The organism is uncultured Bacteroides sp., from assembly GCF_905207245.1.
Taxonomy (GTDB): Bacteria; Bacteroidota; Bacteroidia; order Bacteroidales; family Bacteroidaceae; genus Bacteroides.
In genome coordinates this window covers 1-24,037 of record NZ_CAJLKP010000063.1, presented here as the reverse complement: position 1 = coordinate 24,037, position 24,037 = coordinate 1, and the positions used below count along the sequence as shown (strand labels likewise).

18 protein-coding genes are annotated in these 24,037 nt (G+C 44.5%); 15 read left to right on the top strand and 3 right to left on the bottom strand.

Annotated features, from left to right (window positions below):
* The first annotated feature begins 139 nt into the window (after positions 1-139).
* From QZ135_RS17480 to QZ135_RS17430, 11 genes are all read left to right on the top strand, one after another.
* The gene (locus QZ135_RS17480; RefSeq protein WP_294612136.1) at positions 140-2,554 is read left to right on the top strand and encodes a TIM-barrel domain-containing protein; all 2,415 of its coding nucleotides are present in this window, start codon (positions 140-142) and stop codon (positions 2,552-2,554) included.
* Between the two features lie 37 nt (positions 2,555-2,591).
* On the top strand, positions 2,592-3,977 hold the full coding sequence (locus QZ135_RS17475) for a glycoside hydrolase family 43 protein (RefSeq protein WP_294612121.1): 1,386 nt from the start codon (positions 2,592-2,594) through the stop codon (positions 3,975-3,977).
* Between the two features lie 53 nt (positions 3,978-4,030).
* Positions 4,031-5,656: a glycoside hydrolase 43 family protein gene (locus QZ135_RS17470; protein WP_294612119.1), complete on the top strand. Its 1,626-nt coding sequence runs from the start codon at positions 4,031-4,033 to the stop codon at positions 5,654-5,656.
* A 13-nt stretch (positions 5,657-5,669) separates the two neighbouring features.
* The gene (locus QZ135_RS17465; protein ID WP_294612117.1) at positions 5,670-7,610 is read left to right on the top strand and encodes a glycoside hydrolase family 97 protein; all 1,941 of its coding nucleotides are present in this window, start codon (positions 5,670-5,672) and stop codon (positions 7,608-7,610) included.
* Between the two features lie 18 nt (positions 7,611-7,628).
* Positions 7,629-8,990 (top strand): glycoside hydrolase family 43 protein, encoded by a 1,362-nt coding sequence (locus QZ135_RS17460; RefSeq protein WP_294612115.1) that lies wholly within the window; start codon positions 7,629-7,631, stop codon positions 8,988-8,990.
* A 61-nt stretch (positions 8,991-9,051) separates the two neighbouring features.
* The gene (locus tag QZ135_RS17455; RefSeq protein WP_294612133.1) at positions 9,052-11,637 is read left to right on the top strand and encodes a TIM-barrel domain-containing protein; all 2,586 of its coding nucleotides are present in this window, start codon (positions 9,052-9,054) and stop codon (positions 11,635-11,637) included.
* Positions 11,638-11,670: 33 nt separating this feature from the next.
* Entirely contained in the window at positions 11,671-13,698 is a 2,028-nt protein-coding gene (locus tag QZ135_RS17450; protein WP_294612113.1) for an NPCBM/NEW2 domain-containing protein, read from the top strand.
* Between the two features lie 31 nt (positions 13,699-13,729).
* A complete protein-coding gene (locus QZ135_RS17445; protein ID WP_294612110.1) occupies positions 13,730-14,800 on the top strand; it encodes a glycoside hydrolase family 43 protein in 1,071 nt (356 codons plus the stop codon).
* A gap of 106 nt (positions 14,801-14,906) precedes the next feature.
* Positions 14,907-15,470, top strand: coding sequence for a sigma-70 family RNA polymerase sigma factor (locus QZ135_RS17440; protein ID WP_294612107.1), 564 nt, complete (start codon positions 14,907-14,909; stop codon positions 15,468-15,470).
* Entirely contained in the window at positions 15,467-15,874 is a 408-nt protein-coding gene (locus QZ135_RS17435) for a hypothetical protein (RefSeq protein ID WP_294612104.1), read from the top strand. Before QZ135_RS17440 ends, QZ135_RS17435 begins: the two co-directional genes overlap by 4 nt.
* 11 nt (positions 15,875-15,885) lie before the next feature.
* On the top strand, positions 15,886-16,974 hold the full coding sequence (locus QZ135_RS17430; RefSeq protein WP_294612100.1) for a hypothetical protein: 1,089 nt from the start codon (positions 15,886-15,888) through the stop codon (positions 16,972-16,974).
* 1 nt (position 16,975) lies between these two features.
* Here QZ135_RS17430 and QZ135_RS17425 read toward each other — a convergent pair whose 3' ends face one another.
* Complete coding sequence (locus QZ135_RS17425) at positions 16,976-17,269, bottom strand: DUF4884 domain-containing protein (RefSeq protein ID WP_294612097.1); 294 nt, start codon at positions 17,267-17,269, stop codon at positions 16,976-16,978.
* A gap of 208 nt (positions 17,270-17,477) precedes the next feature.
* Between QZ135_RS17425 and rbr the strand changes: the two genes are divergently transcribed.
* Positions 17,478-18,056: a rubrerythrin gene (gene rbr / locus QZ135_RS17420; protein ID WP_009130031.1), complete on the top strand. Its 579-nt coding sequence runs from the start codon at positions 17,478-17,480 to the stop codon at positions 18,054-18,056.
* Positions 18,057-18,415: 359 nt separating this feature from the next.
* Here rbr and nadB read toward each other — a convergent pair whose 3' ends face one another.
* Entirely contained in the window at positions 18,416-19,987 is a 1,572-nt protein-coding gene (nadB, locus tag QZ135_RS17415) for an L-aspartate oxidase (RefSeq protein ID WP_294612088.1), read from the bottom strand.
* Between the two features lie 77 nt (positions 19,988-20,064).
* Positions 20,065-21,984 carry a tetratricopeptide repeat protein gene (locus QZ135_RS17410; RefSeq protein ID WP_294612085.1) on the bottom strand — a complete coding sequence of 640 codons (1,920 nt, stop codon included), beginning with the start codon at positions 21,982-21,984 and terminating at the stop codon, positions 20,065-20,067.
* A 214-nt stretch (positions 21,985-22,198) separates the two neighbouring features.
* Between QZ135_RS17410 and QZ135_RS17405 the strand changes: the two genes are divergently transcribed.
* The 3 genes from QZ135_RS17405 to QZ135_RS17395 all read left to right on the top strand — a co-directional run bounded on the left by QZ135_RS17405 (position 22,199) and on the right by QZ135_RS17395 (position 23,886).
* Entirely contained in the window at positions 22,199-22,558 is a 360-nt protein-coding gene (locus QZ135_RS17405; protein ID WP_294612082.1) for a helicase, read from the top strand.
* Positions 22,559-22,608: 50 nt separating this feature from the next.
* Positions 22,609-23,022 (top strand): PH domain-containing protein, encoded by a 414-nt coding sequence (locus QZ135_RS17400; protein ID WP_294612080.1) that lies wholly within the window; start codon positions 22,609-22,611, stop codon positions 23,020-23,022.
* A gap of 111 nt (positions 23,023-23,133) precedes the next feature.
* Positions 23,134-23,886 carry a LytTR family DNA-binding domain-containing protein gene (locus QZ135_RS17395; protein WP_308758002.1) on the top strand — a complete coding sequence of 251 codons (753 nt, stop codon included), beginning with the start codon at positions 23,134-23,136 and terminating at the stop codon, positions 23,884-23,886.
* The last annotated feature ends 151 nt before the right edge of the window (positions 23,887-24,037 follow it).

Sequence of the window (24,037 nt, the reverse complement as noted above, 5' to 3'; positions counted from 1 at the left end):
AAGTTGATACTCAAATATCTAAAATTAAAAAGGATACAAGTGACATACAGCTATTTTTGTATCACATAAAGTTATGGAATGTTTTAATCATTAAATATAATAAGTAACCATGAAATCAATTAAAAGTGTATTGATATTAATGGCGCTGTGTTGTTGTACTTCTCTTATAGGGCAAGATTATCAGCAGACTCCCGAGGGACTTAAGGCGACCGTTAATTCTGTAGATGTGGAGTTACAATTCTACACTCCGTCAATTGTAAGAATTCTGAAATCTCCTGATGGCTGGAAGTATGTGAAAGAGAGCCTCTCGGTAATAGAGGCTCCTCAAAAAGTGAAACCTGCCATTACCAGGGAAGGTAATACTGTTAGACTGAAAAGTAGTGAAATGGAGGTTACTCTTAATTTGGAGTCGGGCATTGTGGCTTTCTTCAATACTAAAGGAGAACCTTTGCTTAGTGAGAAAGGAAAGCCGGAGTTTACCGATTTCAATGATGCCGGAAATAAAACGTTCACAGTTAAGCAGACGTTTCTTTTGGACAAAGATGAACCTCTTTATGGATTGGGTATTCTTCAGAATGGGAAAATGTCGCAACGCAATCAGACCAAGCATCTTGTGCAGGGCAATGTGGAGGACGTGGTTCCATTCGTACAGTCTGTGAAAGGATACGGCCTTTTTTGGGATAATTATTCGCCAACCAATTTTGCTGATAAACCGGAAGGAACCTCTTTCCAGTCCGAAGTGGGAGATTGCATCGACTATTACTTTATGTATGGTGGAAATGCCGACGGCGTAGTTGCGCAGATGCGTGCATTGACCGGACAAGTACCCATGTTTCCTTTGTGGACTTACGGCTATTTCCAAAGCAAGGAACGCTATAAAAGTCAGGAAGAAACGGTGGGAGTGGTACGGAAATACCGTGAACTGGGTGTTCCTCTCGACGGAATCATTCAGGATTGGCAATACTGGGGACACAACTATTTGTGGAATGCGATGGACTTTAAGAACCCTTCGTTCAGCGATCCTAAAAAGATGATTGATGATGTACATGGAATGAATGCGCATATGCTGATTTCTATCTGGTCCTCATTTGGACCGATGACCAAGCCTTACAGGGAACTGGACAAGAATGGCATGTTGTTTAACTTCTCTACATGGCCTCAATCAGGACTCGAGACTTGGCCGCCCAATATGGAATATCCTTCCGGAGTACGCGTATACGATGCCTATAACCCGAAAGCCCGTGATATTTATTGGAAATACCTGAATGAAGGCATCTTCAAATTAGGCATGGACGGTTGGTGGATGGATTCTACGGAACCCGACCACTTCGATTGGAAGCCAGAGGACTTTGATACGAAGACTTATCTGGGTTCGTTCCGCAAGGTGCGTAATGCTTATCCGTTGTTGACAGTGGGTGGAGTGTATGATAATCAGCGTGCCGTAACTTCCGATAAACGTGTGTTTATTCTTACACGTTCCGTTTTTGCCGGGCAACAGCGTTACGGAGCCAATGTATGGTCGGGAGATATCGGCTCTTCCTGGGAGTCACTGCGCAATCAGATTCCGGCAGGCTTGAATTTTACTCTGACCGGAAATCCTAATTTCAATTCGGATATTGGTGGCTTTTTTGCCGGAAGCTATAATAGGGGCTGGAATGACGGAAGTGCACCCAAGAATCCGATGTATCAGGAACTGTATGTGCGTTGGTTGCAATTCGGTACGTTTACACCGATGATGCGTTCACATGGAGCTGATACACCGAGGGAGATTTATCAATTCGGGAAAAAAGGTGAACCGATATATGATGCTATTGAAAAAATGATTCATCTGCGCTATGCATTGTTGCCCTATATCTATTCCACTTCATGGGAAGTGACCGAACGGCAGTCGAGTTTTATGCGTGCGTTGGTGATGGACTTTGCGGCTGACAAGAAAGTATGGGATATAAAAGACCAATACATGTTCGGTAAATCCATTCTGGTAGCGCCGGTAGTTAATGCGCAATACACTCAGGAGAAGCTGGTAAAACTAAAAGAAAATGATGGCTGGGATAAGAATAATGTTAAGAAATTTGAGAATAAAGCTCCGGTAGACTTTATGCAGGCTAAGTCCGCAAAGGTATATTTGCCGGAAGGTGCTATCTGGTATGATTTCTGGACGAATGAAAAGTATGACGGCGGACAGGAAATAGAGAAGGAGACAACTATTGATGTCATTCCGTTGTATGTCAAGGCAGGTAGTATCATCCCAATGGGACCTAAAGTGCAGTATGCAACAGAGAAACCATGGGATAATCTTGAATTGAAAGTATATGCCGGTGCCGATGGTTCTTTTGTTCTGTATGAGGATGAATTTGATAGCTATAATTATGAGTTGGGAGCATATACTGAAATCCCTATGACATGGAACAATGCTTCCCGCCAGTTGACCATTGGAGCACGGAAGGGGACATACGAAGGAATGTTGAAAAACAGAAAGTTTACTGTTGTACTTCAAGATGGAAGCCGGAAGGTTGTTGACTACAGTGGGAAAAGAGTGAGTGTGAAATTTTAGTGCTATTTGGAAATATAGATTTTAAATACCAGAAACAATGAAGAAACTTATTTTGCCCGGGTTGACGGCAGCTATGCTGTTTATGGCTTCTCCTCAGGAGAGCCTGAAGGCCCAGACTCCGATTATACAGACCAAATTTACTGCCGATCCTGCGCCAATGGTGCACAAGGGTACAGTATACCTTTATACTACCCATGATGAAGATGATGCTCCTGAAGGAATGGCAGGCTTCCGCATGAAAGAATGGTTGCTTTACACCAGCACCGATATGGTGAACTGGACGGATCATGGAACCATAGCCAACTTATATAACTTTAAATGGGCTGACCCTGCCGTATCAGGTTGGGGAGGATTTGAGAATGGTGCCTGGGCTCCTCAGTGCATCGAGCGTAATGGAAAGTTTTATTTGTATTGTCCCGTGCAGGGACGAGGCATCGGTGTGCTGGTTGCTGATAATCCCTTTGGCCCTTTTACCGACCCTCTCGGAAAACCTTTGATCGGTGCCGAGTATGACAGTATTGACCCGAGTGTGTTGATAGACGATGATGGACAGGCATATCTATATTGGGGAAATCCTAATCTTTGGTATGTGAAATTGAATGAAGATATGATATCCTGTGCGGGGGAAATCACGAAAGATAAATTAATCCGGAAGATAGAAAATCAGAAAGACCCTTATCATTTTCAGGAGGGTCCTTGGGCATATAAGAAGAACGGGCACTATTATATGGCTTATGCAAGTACATGCTGTCCGGAAGGTATCGGTTATGCAATGGGTCCCAGCCCGGTAGGTCCCTGGGAATTCAAGGGTTATATAATGAAACCTAACAGAAAGTCTTCCGGAAACCATCCGGGCATCATTGATTATAAAGGTAAATCTTATGTGTTCGGGTTTAACTACCGGTTGAACTTCATGATTACCGACAAGCATCATGAACGCCGTTCCATATGTGTGGCCGAGTTGGAGTATAATCCCGATGGCACAGTCAAGGAACTGCCTTGGTGGGATGACGGTGTTGGGGTTGAACCTGTCGGCACACTGAATCCCTATAAACGGACTGAGGCGGAAACAATGGCCTGGAGCCAGGGACTCAAGACCGCCAAGGACGATGAAAGCGGGATGTATGTTACTTCCATTCATAACAGGGATTTCCTTCAAGTGAAAGCGGTTGACTTCGGCAAAGGGGCAAAGACATTTGAAGTCCGTGCAGCTACGATAACCAAAGGAAAGATTGAAATCCGCTTGGATGACCTTAACGGTACATTGCTGGGGGTATGCAATATCAGTAATACCGGTGGCTGGAATACGTGGAAAACCTTTGTTACCGATGTGGAAAAGGTGGGTGGAGTTCACAATCTGTACCTCGTTTTTAGAGGAGGAGACGGAGAGATGTTCAACATGGACTATTGGAGATTCAAGTAGATGGCCGGGAAACCGCGTTAGAAATAAATCGTAAATAAATATATATCTGTATCATGAAAAAGATGATGTTGGCATGGCTGACTGTTGCTTCATTACTAATGGGGTGTTCCGGTTCGGAAATGCCGGTGAAGGGAACGTTTCGTAATCCGGTGGTTTATGCCGATATACCGGACATATCCATTACACGTGCGGGAGAATACTACTATATGATAAGTACCACCATGCACCTGATGCCCGGCGGGCCTGTTATGAGATCAAAAGATCTGGTGAATTGGGAAACTGTGAGTTATGTCTTCGATAAGTTGACTGATAATTCAAAGTATGATTTGATTGGTGGAACTGTTTATGGGCGCGGACAATGGGCATCGTCCATACGCTATCATAACGGTAAGTTCTATGTATTGTTCTCACCAAACGATGTACCCTACCGGTCGTATATATTCACGGCGGACGACCCCGCCGGAAAGTGGGAACTATTGTCGAGAACGCAGCATTTCCATGATGCCTCTTTGTTTTTTGATGATGACGGACGGGTATATGTATTCTATGGAACCGGTGAGCTGAAAGAGTTGAAGAGTGACTTGTCGGATGTGAAGCCCGATGGAGTCAGTATGAAGATATTCGAGCGGGATGCTGACGAACAGGGGCTACTGGAAGGAAGTCAGGTTGTGAAGCATAACGGTAAGTACTATTTGTTGATGATTTCCATGGACTGGAGCATCCCCGGTCGGGTGCGCAGGGAAGTGTGTTACCGTGCTGACGAGATTACAGGGCCTTATGAGAAAAAGGTTATCCTGGAACATGATTTTGACGGTTACGGAGGAGTAGGCCAAGGTTGTATTATTGACTCGGAAGAAGGAGACTGGTATGGGGTTATTTTTCAGGACCGCGGAGGAATAGGCCGGGTGCCTACTCTGATGCCCTGCCGTTGGGTGGACGGATGGCCGATGCTGGGAGATGAAAACGGTCATGTACCCTTGACGATGGAAAAAGAGATATATCCGACTGAAAATACCAAAGGAATACTTGGAAGTGATGACTTCAGCGATGAGAAACTTTCACTCTACTGGCAATGGAATCATAATCCGGTAGATGATAAGTGGTCTTTGACGGAACGTCCGGGTTATCTGCGATTGAAGACCAGCCGGGTGGTTGATAACCTGTATTTAGCTCCGAATACGATTACGCAACGTATGGAAGGGCCGAAGTGCAGTGCTACCATTTCGCTTGATGTTTCTCATATGAAGGATGGGGATGTAGCCGGATTCAGCGCATTCAACGGACATTCCGGGCTTTTGTCAGTGGTGAAGGAAGGGGATGCAAAGCGTCTGGTTATGTCTACCAATGTCGTTAATTTTGATAGGACTCCCAATAAGGCAATAGCCAGTGTGGATATAGAAGAAAAAGAGCAGGTCGATTTTAATCAGGACGTCATTTATCTGCGTATAGAAGGCGACTTCATGCCGAAACGCGATATTGCTACTTTCTATTATAGCTTGGATAATAAGGAATGGAAAAAGATAGGAACGGATTTCAAAATGCGCTTTGATTATACAAGGCTCTTTATGGGAAGCAAGTTTGCTATCTTCAACTATGCAACAAAGTCGTTGGGAGGTTATGTCGATGTGGATTACTTTGACTATGAGAGAGCTAATGATAGAGTAACTATTAATAAATAATATCCTGATATTCATGAAACACTTTTTAGTTATAGCAGCGTTATTAATTTGCGGTGCAATAAAAGCGGAAGAGAAACAAATTACAAGTCCCGATGGGAAAATATTGGTAACCATTTCTGATAAAAATGGGCAACCTTCATATAGCATCACCTATGATGGTACTCCTTTCATTGACTCTTCACCTTTGGGACTAATTACTAATATCGGTGATTTTTCCCGGGATATGTCTTTGGAACAGGATGTCCGTTCAAACAAGATTGACGAGAACTATACATTGCCTAATATAAAGCAGAGCCATGTACATTATGTAGCAACAGAAGCTGTATACCGGTTTAGTCAGCAAGATAAGGTTATTTATGATGTTATATTTCGCGTAAGTGATCGGGATGTCGCTTTCAGATATAAAATGTATCCTCAGAAGGCGACTTTGTCCTGTGTTGTGAAAGAGGAGGTGACCGGCTTTGTGCTTCCTGAAGGAAGTACAACTTTCCTATGTCCGCAAAGTAAACCTATGGGAGGCTTTGCCCGTACTTCGCCCAGTTATGAGACCCCTTATAAAGCAGATGATTCCATGGGTAAAAATGGATGGGGTGAAGGTTATACTTTCCCTTGCCTGTTCCGTAATGGTGATAAGGGATGGATACTTATTTCAGAAACGGGTGTGGACAGTAAATATTGCGGAAGCCGTTTATTGGGGCATGAAAATGGTCTGTATACAATCGGATTTCCTCAAGAAGGTGAAATGAACGGAAATGGTACAACTGCACCCGGACTTGCATTGCCGGGAGAAACTCCCTGGCGGACGATAACTTTGGGCGAAACTTTAGCTCCGATTGTTGAAACAACGGTTTCTTTTGATGTTGTAAAGCCACTGTATGAATCATCTGGAAAATATGAGTACAGCAGAGGTTCCTGGAGTTGGATTATCGGTATGGATGGAAGCACAAAGTATGAAGAGCAGTTGCGTTACATTGATTTCTCGGCGGCAATGGGTTATCAGTCTGTATTGGTAGATGCATTGTGGGATACGCAGATTGGATATGATAAGATTGAGCAGCTGGCTAAATATGGAGCGCAGAAAGGGGTAGGTCTCTATCTGTGGTATAACTCTAACGGATACTGGAATGATGCTCCACAATCACCCCGTGGCATTATGGACAATGCGATAGCCCGTCGTAAAGAAATGAAATGGATGCAAAGCATTGGAATACGTGGCATAAAGGTTGACTTCTTTGGTGGTGATAAGCAAGTTACCATGCAACTGTATGAAGATATTCTTGCTGATGCCAATGAATACGGGTTGCTGGTGATTTTCCACGGATGTACTTTGCCTCGCGGCTGGGAACGTATGTATCCTAACTATGCGTCGAGTGAAGCAGTATTGGCGAGTGAAAACCTGCATTTCTCCCAAGGAAGCTGTGACGCTGAGGCATTCAATGCCTGCCTGCATCCGTTTATCCGTAATACGGTGGGTAGCATGGACTTTGGCGGCAGTGCACTGAATAAATATTATAATTCGGATAATGCTCCGGGCGGAAGCCGGCGTATGACTTCTGACGTGTTTGCTTTGGCTACTGCAGTATTGTTTCAAAGTCCGGTGCAACATTTTGCCTTGGCTCCGAATAACCTGACGGATGCTCCGGAATGGGCGATAGGCTTCATGAAAGAAGTTCCTACCACATGGGATGAAGTACGTTTTATTGATGGCTATCCCGGAAAATACGTAGTTATGGCTCGCAGGCATGGAGATAAATGGTATATTGCAGGGGTTAATGCCCAGAAAGAGACCGTAAAGCTGAAGATTGCCTTGCCGATGTTTATGCCTGGCAATCAGGTACGTGTATTCAGTGATAATGAAGAATTGCAAGGAAATGTAAAACAAGTAAAGGTAAATAAGAAACAGGAGTTGCAATTGACAATGCCTTGCAATGGTGGAATATTAATTGTAGAATAATCAAACTAAAAAAGCAATATGGATAAAATGAAGTCTTTATTCTTCTCATCGCTATTGACGGTGGTGGCTACTTCGGGACTGGCACAGAACCCGATCATTCAGACAAATTATACGGCCGATCCGGCTCCGATGGTATATAACGATAAAGTATATCTTTATACTACCCATGATGAGGATAATTCCACCTGGTTTACGATGAACGACTGGCGATTGTATACCACGAGTGATATGGTGAACTGGACCGATCATGGGGCTGTTCTGTCATATACCGACTTCAGTTGGGCCAAAGGGGATGCTTGGGCTCCGCAATGTATCGAAAGAGGTGGAAAGTTCTATATGTATGTGCCTGTGATTTCGAGAATCAATAACAGGGGAGCTATTGGAGTGGCAGTGGCCGATAGTCCTTACGGCCCCTTCTATGATCCGCTTGGGAAACCATTGGTTCAGAGTGAATGGGGAGATATTGACCCGACGGTTTTTATTGATGACGATGGACAAGCTTATATGTATTGGGGAAACCCGAATCTGTATTATGTGAAGTTGAATGAGGATATGATTTCCTACAGTGGAGATATCGTGCGTGTACCTATGGTAGCAGAATCGTTTGGTAAACGTGAGGGTGACTCTCAGAGAGCTACTTTGTACGAGGAAGGTCCCTGGCTTTATAAACGGGATAAGAAATATTACTTATTCTGGCCGGGAGGTCCGCTACCCGAACATATCGGATATTCTACCAGCGATAGCCCTACAGGACCGTGGAAATATGGCGGTACGGTAATGGCTGCCGGAGGAGGATCGTTTACAATCCATCCGGGAGTCATCGACTTCAGAGGCAAGACTTACTATTTTTATCATAACGGAAAGTTGCCCGGTGGTGGTGGCTTCAACCGTTCGGTATGTGTGGAAGAACTTAAATTCAACAAAGACGGCTCAATTCCTGAGGTGAAGATGACGGAAGGAATCACCAAGGGGCTTGTTACCTTGAATCCATATGTAAAGAATGAAGCGGAAACAATCGCTTTCTCCGAAGGTTTTAAATCTTTCAAGAACAATCAGGTGGGGGTCTTTGTAACGGCAATGAAGGATGGTAGTTATATCCGGGTTCGTGACGTGGACTTTGGAACAAACGGTGCAACGAAGTTCACTGCCAGACTCGGTACGACACACAATGACCCCGTGCGGCTTGAGGTGCGCCTGGGTGGTGTGGACGGAGAATTGGTGGGAACCATTAAAGTACCCCGGACAGGTGGCAGTGACCGTTGGGATTTGCGGACCATTGATATCTCGAAAGTGACCGGAGTACATGATCTATGTTTTGTGGTGAAGGGAAGACCGTCTACCAACCTTATGTATTTCGATTATTGGATGTTCTCTAAATAAATCAGCACTATATACTATGAAAACAGTATGGAAGAAGTGGAATCTGGTTGGGTTAATTGCGATGACTCTGTCTCTTTCCGTATTTTTACTAAATGCAGCATGTGTTTCGAGCGAAAAGAAAAATGTAGTTCTTGAACTGGAACAGGGTACACTTTCATTGATACCGCTAAATCGGAATGCTGTTCGGGTACAGTTCGCTCAATCAGGTTCAGTGCCTATGCAGGAACTTATCTATACGGAGAACTCTCCCGTTCCGGAGTATGAAGTTGCAGAAGATGATAAATCTCTGACTTTATCTCTGGAAGGGATTTCTGTGGAGTTTGATAAAGGCACGGAGGCGCTGACTTTTAAAGATGCGAATAAGCGTATCATTCTTCAGGAAAAAGTCGGAGGGCGCTTTATGGCAGCTTCTTCTGTTCAGGGAGAAGCTACATTCCAGGTGGAACAACACTTTGTATCTCCGAAAGATGAGTATATATACGGTACTGGTCAATTTCAGGATGGTTATCTCAATATCAGAGGCTTGTCGAGGAGGTTGACACAGGTCAATACACAGATTTCCATACCTTTTATTCTGTCAAACAAAGGTTATGGACTGTTGTGGAATAACTATGGATTGACGGATTTCAATCCGACAGATGAATCAATTGAGTTGACTCCTGCGAGTGCAAGCGGTGAGGCCGTTACTGTCAATACTACAGGTACGAGCGGGAATGTAAGAGAAACCCGGCAGACATACTCGTTCACAGCTTCATTGGAAGTACCTCATTCCGGGCGTTATTCTTTGTTGTTGGATGTCGGACAACGGATGGCACGCAAGTACTATCTTGCTATCGATGGAGATAAGGTGTTTGATATCAATAATCTGTGGCTGCCTCCTACAACTTCTGCAATAGTGGAATTGAGTGCCGGAAAGCATGCCATAGAGGTGCAGGGTGAGCGTAATGATAAGCCTGTACTATATTGGCGTCCTGTTTCCGAAGAAACTGTTTTTCGTTCACCGGTTGCCCAAACATTGGATTATACTGTTTTCGCCGGTAATGGAGATGAAGTTATTGCCAGTTACCGCGAGTTGACCGGGCCTTCTCCCATGATGCCTTTATGGAGTTTGGGATATATACATTGCCGGGAACGGTACAATACTCAGGCGGAGTTATTGGAGAATGCCCGTGAGTTCAGGCAACGGAAGTTACCTATAGATATGATTGTTCAAGATTGGCAATATTGGGGGAAACATGGTTGGAATGCGATGCGGTTTGATGAAGACAGGTATCCTGATCCGGGGAAAATGCTTCAGGAGCTTCATGATATGGATATACGCCTGATGATCTCCGTCTGGTCTAAAATAGATACCCAGTCTGAAATAGGAAAGCAGGCAACAGAAAACGGATATTATATTCCGGGTAGTGACTGGATTGATTTCTTCAATGCTGATGCTGCGGCTTTTTACTGGCAGAACTTCCGTAACGGACTATTGAAATATGGCATCGATGCTTGGTGGCAGGATGCTACCGAGCCTGAAAATGACGACCTCCAGAACCGGCGTATAAATAACGGGCAGACACCGGGAGAGGTTTACCGGAATGTTTATCCGATGTATGTCAGTAAGACGATTTATGAAGGTTTGCGCAAAGATGATCCTGACCGGAGGGCTATGATATTTACCCGTAGCGGCTTTTCCGGAATGCAGCGTTATGCGGCGGCCACATGGTCGGGAGACGTGGGACATGACTGGGAAACTCTGCGTCGGCAAATAGCCGGAGGGCTGGGACAAATGGCAACAGGTCTGCCTTGGTGGACGTATGATGCCGGTGGTTTTTTCCGTCCGGGCGATCAATATACCAATACGAGGTATCATGAACAGTTTATCCGTTGGTTGCAGGCAGGAACATTTTTTCCATTAATGCGTGTACATGGTTACATGAGTAATACCGAACCATGGAGATATGGAGAGAAAGTTGAGCGCATTGTTGCCCGTTATTTAGATTTGCGTTACAGACTTCTTCCCTATATTTATTCTCAAAATGCTGCGATTTCCTTTAAAGGTTCTACTTTAATGCGTCCGTTAGTAATGGATTTTCCGGAAGACTCCCGTGCATTGGAGCAAAAATATCAGTTTATGTTCGGACCTTCTGTTTTAGTCGCCCCGGTTGTGGAAGGTGGTATTAACCGGATGAAAGTGTATCTTCCTGAATGTCCGGCAGGTTGGATAGACTTCTGGAATGGTGCATCTTATAAAGGTGGACAAATGGTGGATGTGGATGTTGACCTTGAGAAAATACCTTTATTTGTGAAAGCCGGTTCTATATTACCATTGGGCCCTACGAAACAATCTACTTCTGAAGACAGAGAAGAACCATGGGAAATCCGTATTTATCCGGGTGCCAATAGTACTTACTCTGTTTATGAAGATGAAGGGAATAACTATAATTATGAAAAGGGCCAGTTCTGCACATTTGACTTAAATTGGAATGATACGGACAGAACTTTGACTATCAGTGACAGGAAGGGAAAATTCACCGGAATGAAAAAGAAAATAACCTTTAATGTCATAATGGTATCGCCACAATCCGGTATCGGAGTTTATCAGTCAACGCCGGATAAAACTGTCACGTATTCAGGGAAATCGATGGTAGTTTCGTTATAATAGTTCTAATCAATTAAGAGTGAATTTTAGAGTATGAAGAAGAATAAGATTTTGATAATTGCAAGTTTTGTATTAGCAGGTATCGTTACCGGGTGTAGTCAGCCACAGACTGTGTGGCTTGATGATCTGGACCTGACATCTATGACCCAGGGACATGGAGTTGCTATGAAAAACAAATCGGTTGACGGTAAAACCCTGACAATCGGAGGACAGACGTTTGAACGTGGAGTGGGTACCCACTCTGTCAGCGAACTGGCAATTCAATTGGATGGTAAAGCAACATCATTTACGGCTCAGGTGGGTCTGGATGATGAAATTCTGGAACATAAGCCGTCGGCTGAATTTATTGTAATCGGAGACGGGGAACAGCTATGGTCCAGCGGAGTTGTAAAAGCAGGAGATGCGGCTAAGCAATGCTCTGTTTCACTTGATGGCGTGAAAAGGCTTGAACTGATTGTTGCTGATGGCGGTGATGGTCCTTATTATGACCATGCCGATTGGGCGGATGCAAAAATTATTTCAAAGGGTAAGAAAAGTTTCCCCACACTGAAGTTTATAGCTACTGAGCCTTATATACTGACTCCTCCCGCTCCTGCGACACCAAGAATTAATGGCGCTTCTGTATTTGGAGTACGTCCCGGTTCTCCCTTCCTGTTTCAGGTAGCGGCAACTGGTGATCGTCCGATGGCATTTGCTGCAGCAGGCCTACCGGCAGGGTTGGAGATTAATCCGGAAACGGGTTTGATTACGGGTAAATTGACCGAACCCGGAACGTTTGAGGTGACTCTGCAGGCTAAAAACAATAAAGGAATGGTGGAGAAGAAATTCCGCATTGAATGTGGCGACAGAATAGCTCTTACCCCGCCGATGGGCTGGAACAGCTGGAACTGCTTCGGGCACGAAGTTTCGGCCGAGAAAGTGAAGCAGGCGGCAAGAGCCATGGTAGAAAGCGGTTTGATTAATTACGGCTGGACTTATATCAATATAGATGACTCGTGGCAACATCACCGGGACCCCAATGACCGGACCAGAAGCGGAAAGTTTCGCGATGCTCACGGCAACATCCTGACTAATGCCCAATTCCCTGACATGAAGGGGTTGGCTGACTATATCCATTCACTTGGAATGAGAGTGGGTATTTATTCTTCACCCGGCCCGTGGACTTGCGGAGGCTGTGTAGGTAGCTATGGCTACGAGAAACAGGATGCCGACATGTATGCCAAATGGGGAATTGATTATTTGAAATACGACTGGTGCAGTTATGGAGGAGTACTCGACCGTGATTTGAAGAAAGATCCCTATAGCGTATCTTCTTTAGCTTTTCAGGGAGGCGGAGATTCGATTGCTGGTAGGAAACCGTTTAAAATCATGGGCGACTATTTACGTCAACAACCCCGTGATATTGTGTATAACCTGTGTCAATATGGTATGGGAGATGTCTGGGAATGGGGAGATGCTGTCGGAGGCCAGTGCTGGCGTACAACTAATGACATCACTGATACCTGGGAAAGTGTAAAAAGTATCGCTCTTTCTCAGGACAAGGCGGCAGCTTGGGCAAAACCGGGTAACTGGAATGATCCGGATATGCTGGTGGTTGGTATTGTAGGTTGGGGAAATCCTCATCAAACCAAGCTTAAACCGGATGAGCAATATCTTCACTTTAGTCTTTGGAGCTTGTTTTCTGCCCCTCTCCTGATAGGTTGCGACTTGGAAAAGATGGATGACTTCACTTTCAGTTTGTTGACTAATAATGAGGTTATTGCTGTCAATCAGGACCCTTTGGGTAAGCAAGCTACGTGTGTACATGCCATAGGAGAACTACGTATTTATGTGAAGGAGTTGGAAGACGGCAGTAAAGCGGTGGGATTCTGTAATTTTGATCGTGAAAAGGCGGAGCTCTCTTTCCGCGATTTTGATAAACTGGGCATTACAGGTAAGCAGACTGTCCGTGACCTTTGGAGGCAAAAAGACATAAAAACACTGGATGCCGGACGGGAAGCATTGTCCCTGAATGTTCCGGCTCATGGTGTGCTGCTTTATAAGTTTAAACCAGTTCAATGAATCTATTAAATTATAACTTAGTTATTTTATTATGAAAAATGGTCTTTTGGCTTTTAGCTTATATCTGCTCTTGTCCGGTTTGGGTGGGAAAAGTAATGAAGTGAATTTTACTCCGGAAGGGAATCCGGTAATTCTAAATAAGTTTACGGCTGATCCGGCACCGATGGTGCACAATGGCACGCTTTACCTCTATGTGGGCCATGATGAAGCGGAAGAAGGGCAGGACTTTAACATAACGGAGTGGTTGTGCTATTCCACCAAAGATATGAAGACGTGGACAGATCATGGAAGTGTGCTTAAACCTACGGATTTCTCATGGGGTGTAGGCGAGGCATGGGCATCTCAGGTTGTGGAAAAAGACGGGAAATTCTATTATTATACAACAGTACAAGCGGGATCGCCGTACAATAGTAAAGTAGTGGGTGTTGCCGTTTCGGATAGTCCGACAGGACCTTTTGTCGACCCGCGGGGTACTCCACTTGTGACGGATGATATGACTCATAATGGAGCGCGCGGATGGTGGAATGATATAGACCCGACGGTTTTTATAGATGATAACGGCACTCCTTGGATGAGTTGGGGTAACGGAACTTGTTTTTTAGTGAAGCTTAAACCCAATATGATAGAGTTGGACGGTCCTATTGAGATACTTAAAATGCCGAAGTTTGTAGAGGGACCATGGATTCATAAACATGGGAATCTTTACTACCTGACATACGCTTCAATGGGTAAAGGGCGTGAGACGATAAGCTATGCGACGGCACCAAGTATGGAGGGACCGTGGACATATCGTGGACTTCTGACGGGAATGGCAGAGAACAGCTTTACCATACATCCGGGAATCATTGAATTCAAAGGTCAGAGTTATCTGTTCTATCATAATGCAACGCTTACCCTGAATGGAAAGTCAGGAGCCACAGGCCGTAGAAGTGTTTGTGTCGATTATCTGTATTACTTGCCGGATGGGCGTATGGCGTATGTGGAACAAACCAAAGAAGGGGTTACTGTGAAACCGAAGACGGCAGCGGAAGTAGCCGGAATGGTGAATCCATCTGCTGATGAGAAAGAAGTAATTGTAGAGAAAGAGAATATTAAGAACTGAGTTTCCCTTGATTTAATAGAAAAATAAGCTTTTTGTAGGTTATATTTGCGGTGACAATCGACCGGATGCATTTTCTTACGTATCATTAATAAACGAAGATGTTATAATGATGAACCAAGAAAAGATACAAGAGCTTATAGTCAGGAGCAGAAGAGAAGATACGAATGCATTTTCTCTTCTGCTCTCTGAGTTTCAGCCGCTTGTATTCCGGCTTGCATTCCGGTTGCTGTGCGACGAAGACGAAGCCAAGGATATGGTGCAGGAAACCTTTGTAAAGGTGTGGCTGGCATTGGATAAATACGATGTCAAAGCCCGTTTTTCTACCTGGCTTTATAAAATTGCCTGCAATACCTGTTATGACCGCCTGCGCTCTTTGCGCCATTCACCGCTCGATAATGATGCCGGTTATTCTTGCCCTACCAGTATTTCATCTGATGATAATATAGAATTGACTGTATCCAACAGGCAATTGAAAGAACTTATTCTGAAATATACCGGTGAACTGTCTCCCCAGCAAAGACTGATTTTTACGTTGAGGGATATTGAAGAACTGGATGTATCGGAAGTGCAGACTATTACCGGGCTGTCCGCCGGAATAATTAAGAGTACTCTTTACCTGGCCCGGAAACATATTCGAGATAAAATGAATCAAATAGATGCAGGCTTATGAAACAAGATGATAGACATTATGAAGAATGGCTGGCTGAAATCAGAGGTAAACAGCCTGTGATGAGCAATCCGGATGAACTGACTGCGAATATTCTGCAACGGGTAGCCCGGACATCTTTTCGAAGAAGAAAGAAGAAGAAATTGTTAGTTGCCGGTTGGCTGTCCGGAATCGCCGCAGGATTACTGTTGTGCTTATTGGTGGGTGAAACTCTTTTCACTCCGGTTCCTTGTGATGTGAGGCCGATGGAGGGATATCGTTTGCAAGAGAATAATACTTACTCCTTGCCGGAAGGCTGGGAGAAGATGAGGTTTTCTGAGAAAAGCGATTACCTGTCCCGCCAATATATGCAACTCAGAAAACAGAGGAAAAGCAGAGTGATGGAATTAACAAAGAAAACTTATTAAACAGGATCATTATGAGAACAAGTAAATGGATTGCAGCAATTGTATTGCTGCTCGGTATGACCTCTTGTGGTACTTATTACCGGATGGTTTCTCTGGTAAATAGTGATGGTAGCATGCATAGAGAAGTGTATGCATATGGCGATTCTGCTTTCCTGGCAGGGGACAGGACACACAATCCGTTTCTGTTCCGGATAACTTCAGAATGGGAACAGGATAAACTTGATTCCGTTGTTAAATTCAACTGTTGGGGAGATGAAGAGAAGCTGAATGTAAGAGTAAGGCGGACTTATCCAACGGTTGGTTCCGAGCCTTTCAGTACTTTGGACGGAAAGGAATATATGCATCCTTTGGCAGTTCCGGCTGAAAAGCTCCGGAAGAGTTTCCGTTGGTTCTATACCTACTACGAATATACGGCTACGTATAGCGAATTGCCAGATAAAGGTCCCGTGCCTCTTGAGAAGTATCTGACCAAAGAAGAACAACGCATATGGTTCCGTGGTGATATGGAAGCTTTGAGCGGATTAAATGGTATCGAACAGAAGAATATGCTGGATGATATTGAAGCGAAATTCTGGAAATGGTATAATCGTAGCCAATATGAACTTAGTTATGAAGTAATACTTCACTTTGTAACTCAAAAAGGAGATACGGCTTTTGTGCGTCAATTGGCGGACTTGAAAGAGCCCGTTTATGGGAAGTACTTTTCCGGAAAGGATGCCGATGATGAAGGAACACCTGAGAAAGTGTGCAATTATCTGGATGAATTCAGCCGGACGAAATCCTTTTCGGACTTATATAAGTCAGACGGAAAATCAATGGATGAATTGTTTGAGAAGAAAGGACAAATTGCAGAGCTTTTCGGATATGCTGTGCAATTCGAATTATCTATGCCGGGAAGGGTCATTTTTACTAATGCAGCTATGCAAAAAGGCGGCTTGCTTATCTGGAAGGTAGATGCTTTCCGTCTTTTGGATAGTGACTATATACTGATAGTGGAATCTCGTACGGTTAATTATTGGGCATTTAGTGTTACTATACTATTTTTCTTGCTATTAGCAGGTTATTGCTGGAAAAAATGTCTTCGGTGGAAGAGAATTTAAATTAAGGATATACTTCGTCGTTGCCGGAATAAATAGTATCTTTATAGATAGTAACCGTCCGATGTGCAGTTGAATCATTCTTGATGGCGGTGACATCTCCTCGGGTAGTGAAATAGACATAGTTTCCCCTATCATAAAAGCGATAGACCTTGCAGCCGTCATGTTCAAAGAGATAGCTGACTTTATATGTCGTGTTATTCTCAGATTTTCCTTCTCTTAGTGGAATTGAGGTGTAGCAAGAGGTGATTCCCATTACTATGAATGAGAAGATAAATAATTTAGCTATTGTCTTCATAGTCGGAAGTATTTATGTATGATTAAATACAAAGATAAGGTTTTTTCCGGATATATTTGCTGATTATAGATTTTATCTATCCCTACATAGACAAATCCGATGAATAAAAAACGCGTAAATATCAAACAAAATCTCTATTTTTGTGTTGTTAATAAGAATGACTAACGACAATTGATACGTAATTTACTAACTAAATAAGAAAAAGATTATGGCTAAAAGTGTTAAGGGAACTCAAACAGAAAAGAATCTGTTGACCTCATTTGCAGGAGAATCACAGGCAAGAATGCGTTACACTTACTTTGCAAGTGTGGCTAAGAAAGAAGGTTACGAACAAATCGCTGCTATTTTTACTGAAACGGCTGACCAGGAAAAAGAACACGCTAAACGTATGTTTAAGTATCTGGAAGGTGGTATGGTGGAAATCACTGCAAGCTATCCTGCCGGTGTCATCAGCACTACATTGGATAACCTGAAAGAAGCTGCTGCCGGTGAACACGAAGAATGGTCATTGGATTATCCTCACTTTGCTGACGTGGCAGAAAAAGAAGGTTTCTATGAAATCGCTGCTATGTACCGCAACATTTCAATTGCCGAAAAGGGTCATGAAGAAAGATACCTGGCTTTCGTAAACAATATTGAGAACGCTACTGTATTCGCTAAAGAGGGCGAAGTGGTATGGCAATGCCGTAACTGTGGTTTCATCTATACAGGTAAGGAAGCTCCTGAAGTTTGCCCGGCTTGCTTGCATCCGCAGGCTTACTTCGAAGTGAAGAAGGAAAATTATTAAGAAATTCTTATTTCTACGATAAAGAACGCCCGGGTGTTTCGCTTGAAGAAACATCCGGGCGTTCGGCATTATAAAGGAGATAACTCCTTAACCCGTTGGCGGAATTAATTTCTTTCTATTAGGGTTATGAATTAAATGCCTTATATAGTCAAATGTAAAGTGATAGTATCTGTCATCCTGAGCGTAGTCGAAGGATCTCTTCCCTCGGCATAAGGCTGCGCTATGTACGCAGGAGAGTAGATCCTTCGACTACGCTCAGGATGACAGATACTAATGCTTATCACTAATCGCTAATCACTAATCACTTTGCTTCATTTCTTTCCAGGGATGAATTAATCCCGCCAACGGGTGTCCTTATCCTATTTCTTTGCGTGCGGATAATCAATCGTATAGTGTAACCCGCGGCTTTCCTTGCGTTCTATTGCCTGACGCGTAATCAGATAGCCTACATTGACCATATTACGCAACTCGCAAATAGCCCTGGATGCCTTGCTGCGTTTAAATAAGTCTTCCGTCTCCTCGTATATCATATCCAGGCGTACCCAGGCACGTTTCAGACGCAGGTCACTTCGTACGATACCTACATAGGCTCCCATAATCTGGTTCACTTCTTTCATGCTCTGAGTAATAAGCACCATCTCTTCGTTGGTCACTGTTCCTTCGGCATTCCATTCCGGTATTTCGTGGTTGAACTCGTATCGGTCGAGTTCGCTTAATGCATGTTTGGCAGCAGCATCGGCATAGACTACTGCTTCAATCAAAGAGTTGGAAGCTAAACGATTGCCTCCGTGAAGACCTGTGCATGAACATTCTCCTACGGCATACAGGCGATTGATGGAAGACTCTCCGTTCAGGTTTACCTTAATGCCACCACAGAGGTAGTGTGCGGCAGGAGCTACCGGAATATAGTCTTTTGTGATATTGATGCCTAAGCTGAGGCACTTTTCGTAGATATTCGGGAAGTGCTTTTTGGTTTCTTCCGGGTCTTTATGCGTAACGTCCAGATAAACATGGTCGTCACCGCGTTGCTTCATTTCGCTGTCGATGGCACGTGCCACGATGTCACGCGGAGCGAGCGATAAACGAGGGTCATACTTCTGCATAAACTCTTCGCCGCCCATATTGCGCAATACTCCGCCGTATCCGCGCATCGCTTCTGTAATCAGGAAACAGGGACGGTCGCCCGGATGATAAAGCGCTGTGGGGTGGAACTGGATGAATTCCATGTCCTGTACAAAACCTTTGGCACGATATACCATAGCTATACCGTCTCCCGTGGCCACCAGAGGATTGGTAGTGTTGCGGTAAACGGCACCTACGCCACCCGTAGCCATCAGCGTTACTTTGGAGAGGAAAGTATCCACCTCGCCCGTATCCTCATTCAGTACATATGCTCCGTAGCACTTGATGCCCGGGGTATGGCGGGTTACGATGATACCCATGTGATGCTGCGTGATGATTTCTACGGCAAAATGACGGTTGAATATCTCGATATTGGGGTGTGTCTTTACGGCTCTGATGAGGCTTTCCTGTATCTCGGCACCCGTATTATCTTTATGGTGCAGGATGCGAAACTCGGAGTGCCCGCCTTCTTTGTGCAGGTCGAAGTCTCCCCGGTCGTTCTTGTCGAATTCTACTCCCCAGTCTATCAGTTCTTTGATTTGTCCGGGAGCCTCGCGCACCACTTTCTCTACGGCGGCACGGTCGCTTATCCAGTCGCCCGCAATCATGGTGTCTTCAATGTGCTTGTCGAAGTTATCTACCAGTGTATTGGTTACTGAGGCGATGCCCCCTTGGGCGAAGAAGGTGTTGGCCTCTTCCAGTTCCGTCTTGCAGATGAGTGCTACCCTGCCTTTATGAGCCACTTTCAGAGCGAAACTCATGCCGGCTATACCGGAACCAATTACTAAAAAGTCGAACTCTTTAATCATATTTCGTATGTTTAAGTACTGCAAAGCTACAAAATAACTGGGTTGCTTGTACTTTTCCTGTATATTAATTCACGATTTTATGATAAGTATTGCCTGATGACCTCGTCCAGCGACTCTTCTTTTGTCAGGTTTATTTTCTTCCGCATACGCGAACGGAGCATATTAACACTGTTCCGGTTGATGCCCATAATCAGGGCTATCTCGTCCGTGCTCTGGTTCATGCAGATGAGCATGGCAAGCAATTCTTCGCTGCGCGTCAGTTGCGGGTACTTCTCTCTCAGTTTGGGTAGATAGAGCGGATATATGGCGGCAAATGACTTTCTGAAGTTATTTTCATCTTCTTTGCTGAGCAGGTTTTGCCCGGTCAGTTGGCTGATGGTGTTCAGATTGTTGGTAGCCATAATCTGTTCTATTTGTTTGGACAGCTCCTCGTTGTGTCGGTTCAGCTCCTGCTGGCGGACAATTAGTTTCTGTATTTCTTGTCTACGCTTTTCCAATAACAGGCGGTTTGCCTTTTTTCGGGTGATGAAATAGGCAATGGAAATGATAAGTAACAATAGTAGTGCGATGGAGATGCATATATTGAAAAATAGTCGGCGTTGTTGCAGTTCCACTTGTGTGGAGAGCAGTTTATTTTCTTTTTCTTTGCGTTCGGCATCAAACCGGATATTGGCGGCGGCAACGGCACGCATCTTTTCATCCATTTGCAGGGAGTCGGCAACGGCGTGATGGCGGTCGTAGCAACGGAGGAATGCGCCATCCATTCCCGTACTCCGGTAGTAATCCATCAGTATCCGGTTGGCATCGCGTTCCTTTCCGGTCATGTTCATTTGGGCAAATCCCTGCACGGCGTTTTCTATGAGAGGTATTCCTTGTGTGGCTTTGCCTGTTTGCAACAGGGCACGTCCTAAGTGTAGGTTCAGTTCATACTTGGCCCATTGAGGCATGCGGATGCTGTCCGGACAGATGCTTAATGCAAGCTGCAATGCTTTTTGCACAGAATCCGGATAGTCCAGGTAAGCATCTACCGTGAGTACTTTGTTGACGAACACTCCTTTAAAACTTTCCTGTAGGGCCGAAACTTTCCCGGCTTGCTCCAGATAATAGAATACAGAGTCTTGTTCCCGGATTCTGCGAAACAGTTCTGCCCGATAGCGATATAAGTCGCCCAAGCCGAAGCTGTCTTTCAGAAGTGAATAATGTTGTGCTTTTGCGTTTAGTTCCAAGGCACGGTCGTACATGCCCAGTTCGCCATAGAGGTTGGCCTGCTCGCCGTAGGCTATCACGATGTTGGGCGGAGCTATGCTGTCAGTATAACTGTTGATGGCCTCCTGATTGGTGGCTACAGCTTTTTCGTAATTTCCCACAAGGCGGTAGTAGATGCCGAGGCGGGACATGATGCGGAGCATATTGTGGAATTTCCCTCCCTGATGGTATGCGTCTATTGCTCTTTCCAGCAGGTGGATGGCGCGGGGGATGTCGTTGCCGGAATAGACATAAATACCACTGACTATTTCAGACTGTGGAATATAACGGTCGGCGTCGTCATATTCAGGCAGTTGCATATATTCATCTGCCAGTTGAATGGCTATCCTGTTGTCTCCCTTCATCTGATGCAGGCCTGCCCTGGTAGACAGTAATTCGTGTATGCAATATTGTTGTAGAAAGGGATTGTTGCCAAGGCTATCCAGATATTCTGTTCCAGAGGTGAATTGCAGGCCTCCCAGGTAGCTGAAATAGGAAAGATTGAGTATCTGCCGGGCATATTTGACTAATGTGTCTTTAGAAGCCGTATTGCTTGTCAGGGTTAACAACCTGGACATCGCCTGCCGGGATTCGTCGATGGCTGCCTGGTGTTTCTTTTGTTTTAGCAGGGTGTTCAGTTGGCTGATGGCTTGTTGCCATTGTTGCGTATCGTTATTGTCCGCAGAATGCGGGTTTGCAGTGCAGGCTCCAACGGATACTATAAGGAAAGCCAGGAGTATTTTTATCTTCATGGTCTGAGTATTTTGTTTTGTTTGTCAGGCAAAGGTACAATTCCATTTTTAAATATAAAAAGGCAATTCCTCTATTTTTTGCATTTTATCGGGATTGATAATGAGGGGGATACAGCTTTGTATATTAGATTGTATATTGGTAATTCATGGTTTAACCTTATACTTTTTGCAAATTTGTATGATGTAACCAATTTAAAATAGTAAAGTGGAAAAGATGGCACGATTATGCATGAAAGAGATTAGCAGGGCTTTGATAGAAATGATTTCCGATGAGTCGCCCCATGCTTCGAAAGATATGCTGTGCGGAGCGCGCGGGGCCGTTTTCCGTGAGATATTTATCTTTCATTATCCGGGCTTCATAAAGGCAGTGCAGAAGTGCGTTCCCGGCATAACGAAAGATGAAGAACTGCTTTGTATGCTGATTGCTATCGGGCAGTCGGCGGATGAGATTGAGCAACTGTTTTGTTTGTCGGCGGAGCAGGTATACATGTTCCGCAAGGCGGTGTGCTGGAAGATGAGGCTGGAAGAAGAGAAGCTGCTGGCGGATAAGCTGCGGGAGATATTGGAAGAATAATTCCCTTCATTCCATAAAAAACACCTATCTTAGCGGCAAAATCAGACTCAATGAACCGTATCTTCCATGCCCGCATTGCCGCAGGGCAATATTTGTTTTTGCTGATAGCAACGGCAGTCACTATTCATGAAATGTGGATGAAGCATGCCGTTTTGACTATCACCTTCATGTTGCTGCTCATTATTGCTATCGAGCGTCTCATTCATACCACTTATACACTGACGGCGGATGGGCGCCTCATCCTCTATTTCGGGCGTTTCACCCGTTCGAAGGAGATTCCCCTGAAAGATATTACTTCCGTAGAGCGGGCTTCGTCCATGAAGATAGGACGTTTTGCCGTGATGCGCTATGTGCTGGTGCGTTACGGAACGAAGGGGAAATGTGCCGTGCTGCTTCCGGTGAAGGAAGACATGTTTATAAAAACTCTTACTGAACGCTTGAGCGGGGAAACGCCACAGGTGTAAGTCCTTGTTAACAGAAGTTCCTTTTCGGTGAAGAAATATTAATTCCCGGTTCCGGCTTTGCAGTCTTCCGGAAAGTCGTTCGTCTAATTTTCAAAAATAAGAGAAATGATGATGAATTTGACTTGTGCTATTTTGCATACCGACAGGCTGGTGAGTGAACGACTGGAAATGTTCATAGCCAAGACGCCTTTTCTTTCTTTGTGTGGAGAGTACAGCAATCCCATTGAGGCGTTGAAGGGATATTATGAAAACAAGGTAAGTCTTTACTTTGTGGGAATTCAGCAGGAGGAAATAGAGGGAATCAACGGGATGGAATTCAGCAAATTGCTTTCTCCTTCCACCCGTGTCATATTTATTGCAGACACTCCCCGTTATGCTGCCGAGTGCTTCCGTCTGGATGCGCTGGATTATCTGGTATCTGAAATCAGTTTTCTCGTCTTTTTTGAAGCGGTGAACAAGGCTTCGCGCTGGTTCAGCCTCAAGGGGGAGGCAGGAATGCCGTTTACGCTTCTCCCCGAAAAGGCACAAACGCAGCAGCCTAAGGTACTTTATGTGAAGTCCGACAGTCGGATTATCCGTCTGGATATGTCCAAGATATGTTATATCGAGGGGTTGGGCGACTATGTGAAGATTTATAGTAAGGATGAGCAGAAGCCTGTGCTAAGCCTGTGCAGCATGAAGTATATGGAAGAGAAACTACCTCCCGATGAATTTATACGGGTGCACCGTTCGTTCATTATCCGCAAAGATTGTATTCGTACGATAGAAAGCAATAAGATTGCTCTGGAAAAGAGAAGTATCCCTATCGGGGATGTTTACCGGAAGAAGCTGAAGAGTTATATTTCCAATTATTCTGTGCTTTAATCGTTGTGCCAGAGGCGCAGCATTCAATTATCACTTAACTCATAATCGCTTTAAAACGAATTAGTGTTTGCCGATGGATTTAGATAATGTACTGATTATTAATAGATAGCATTTACCGACTATTTACCTCACGATGTAAAAGTGTTTACCG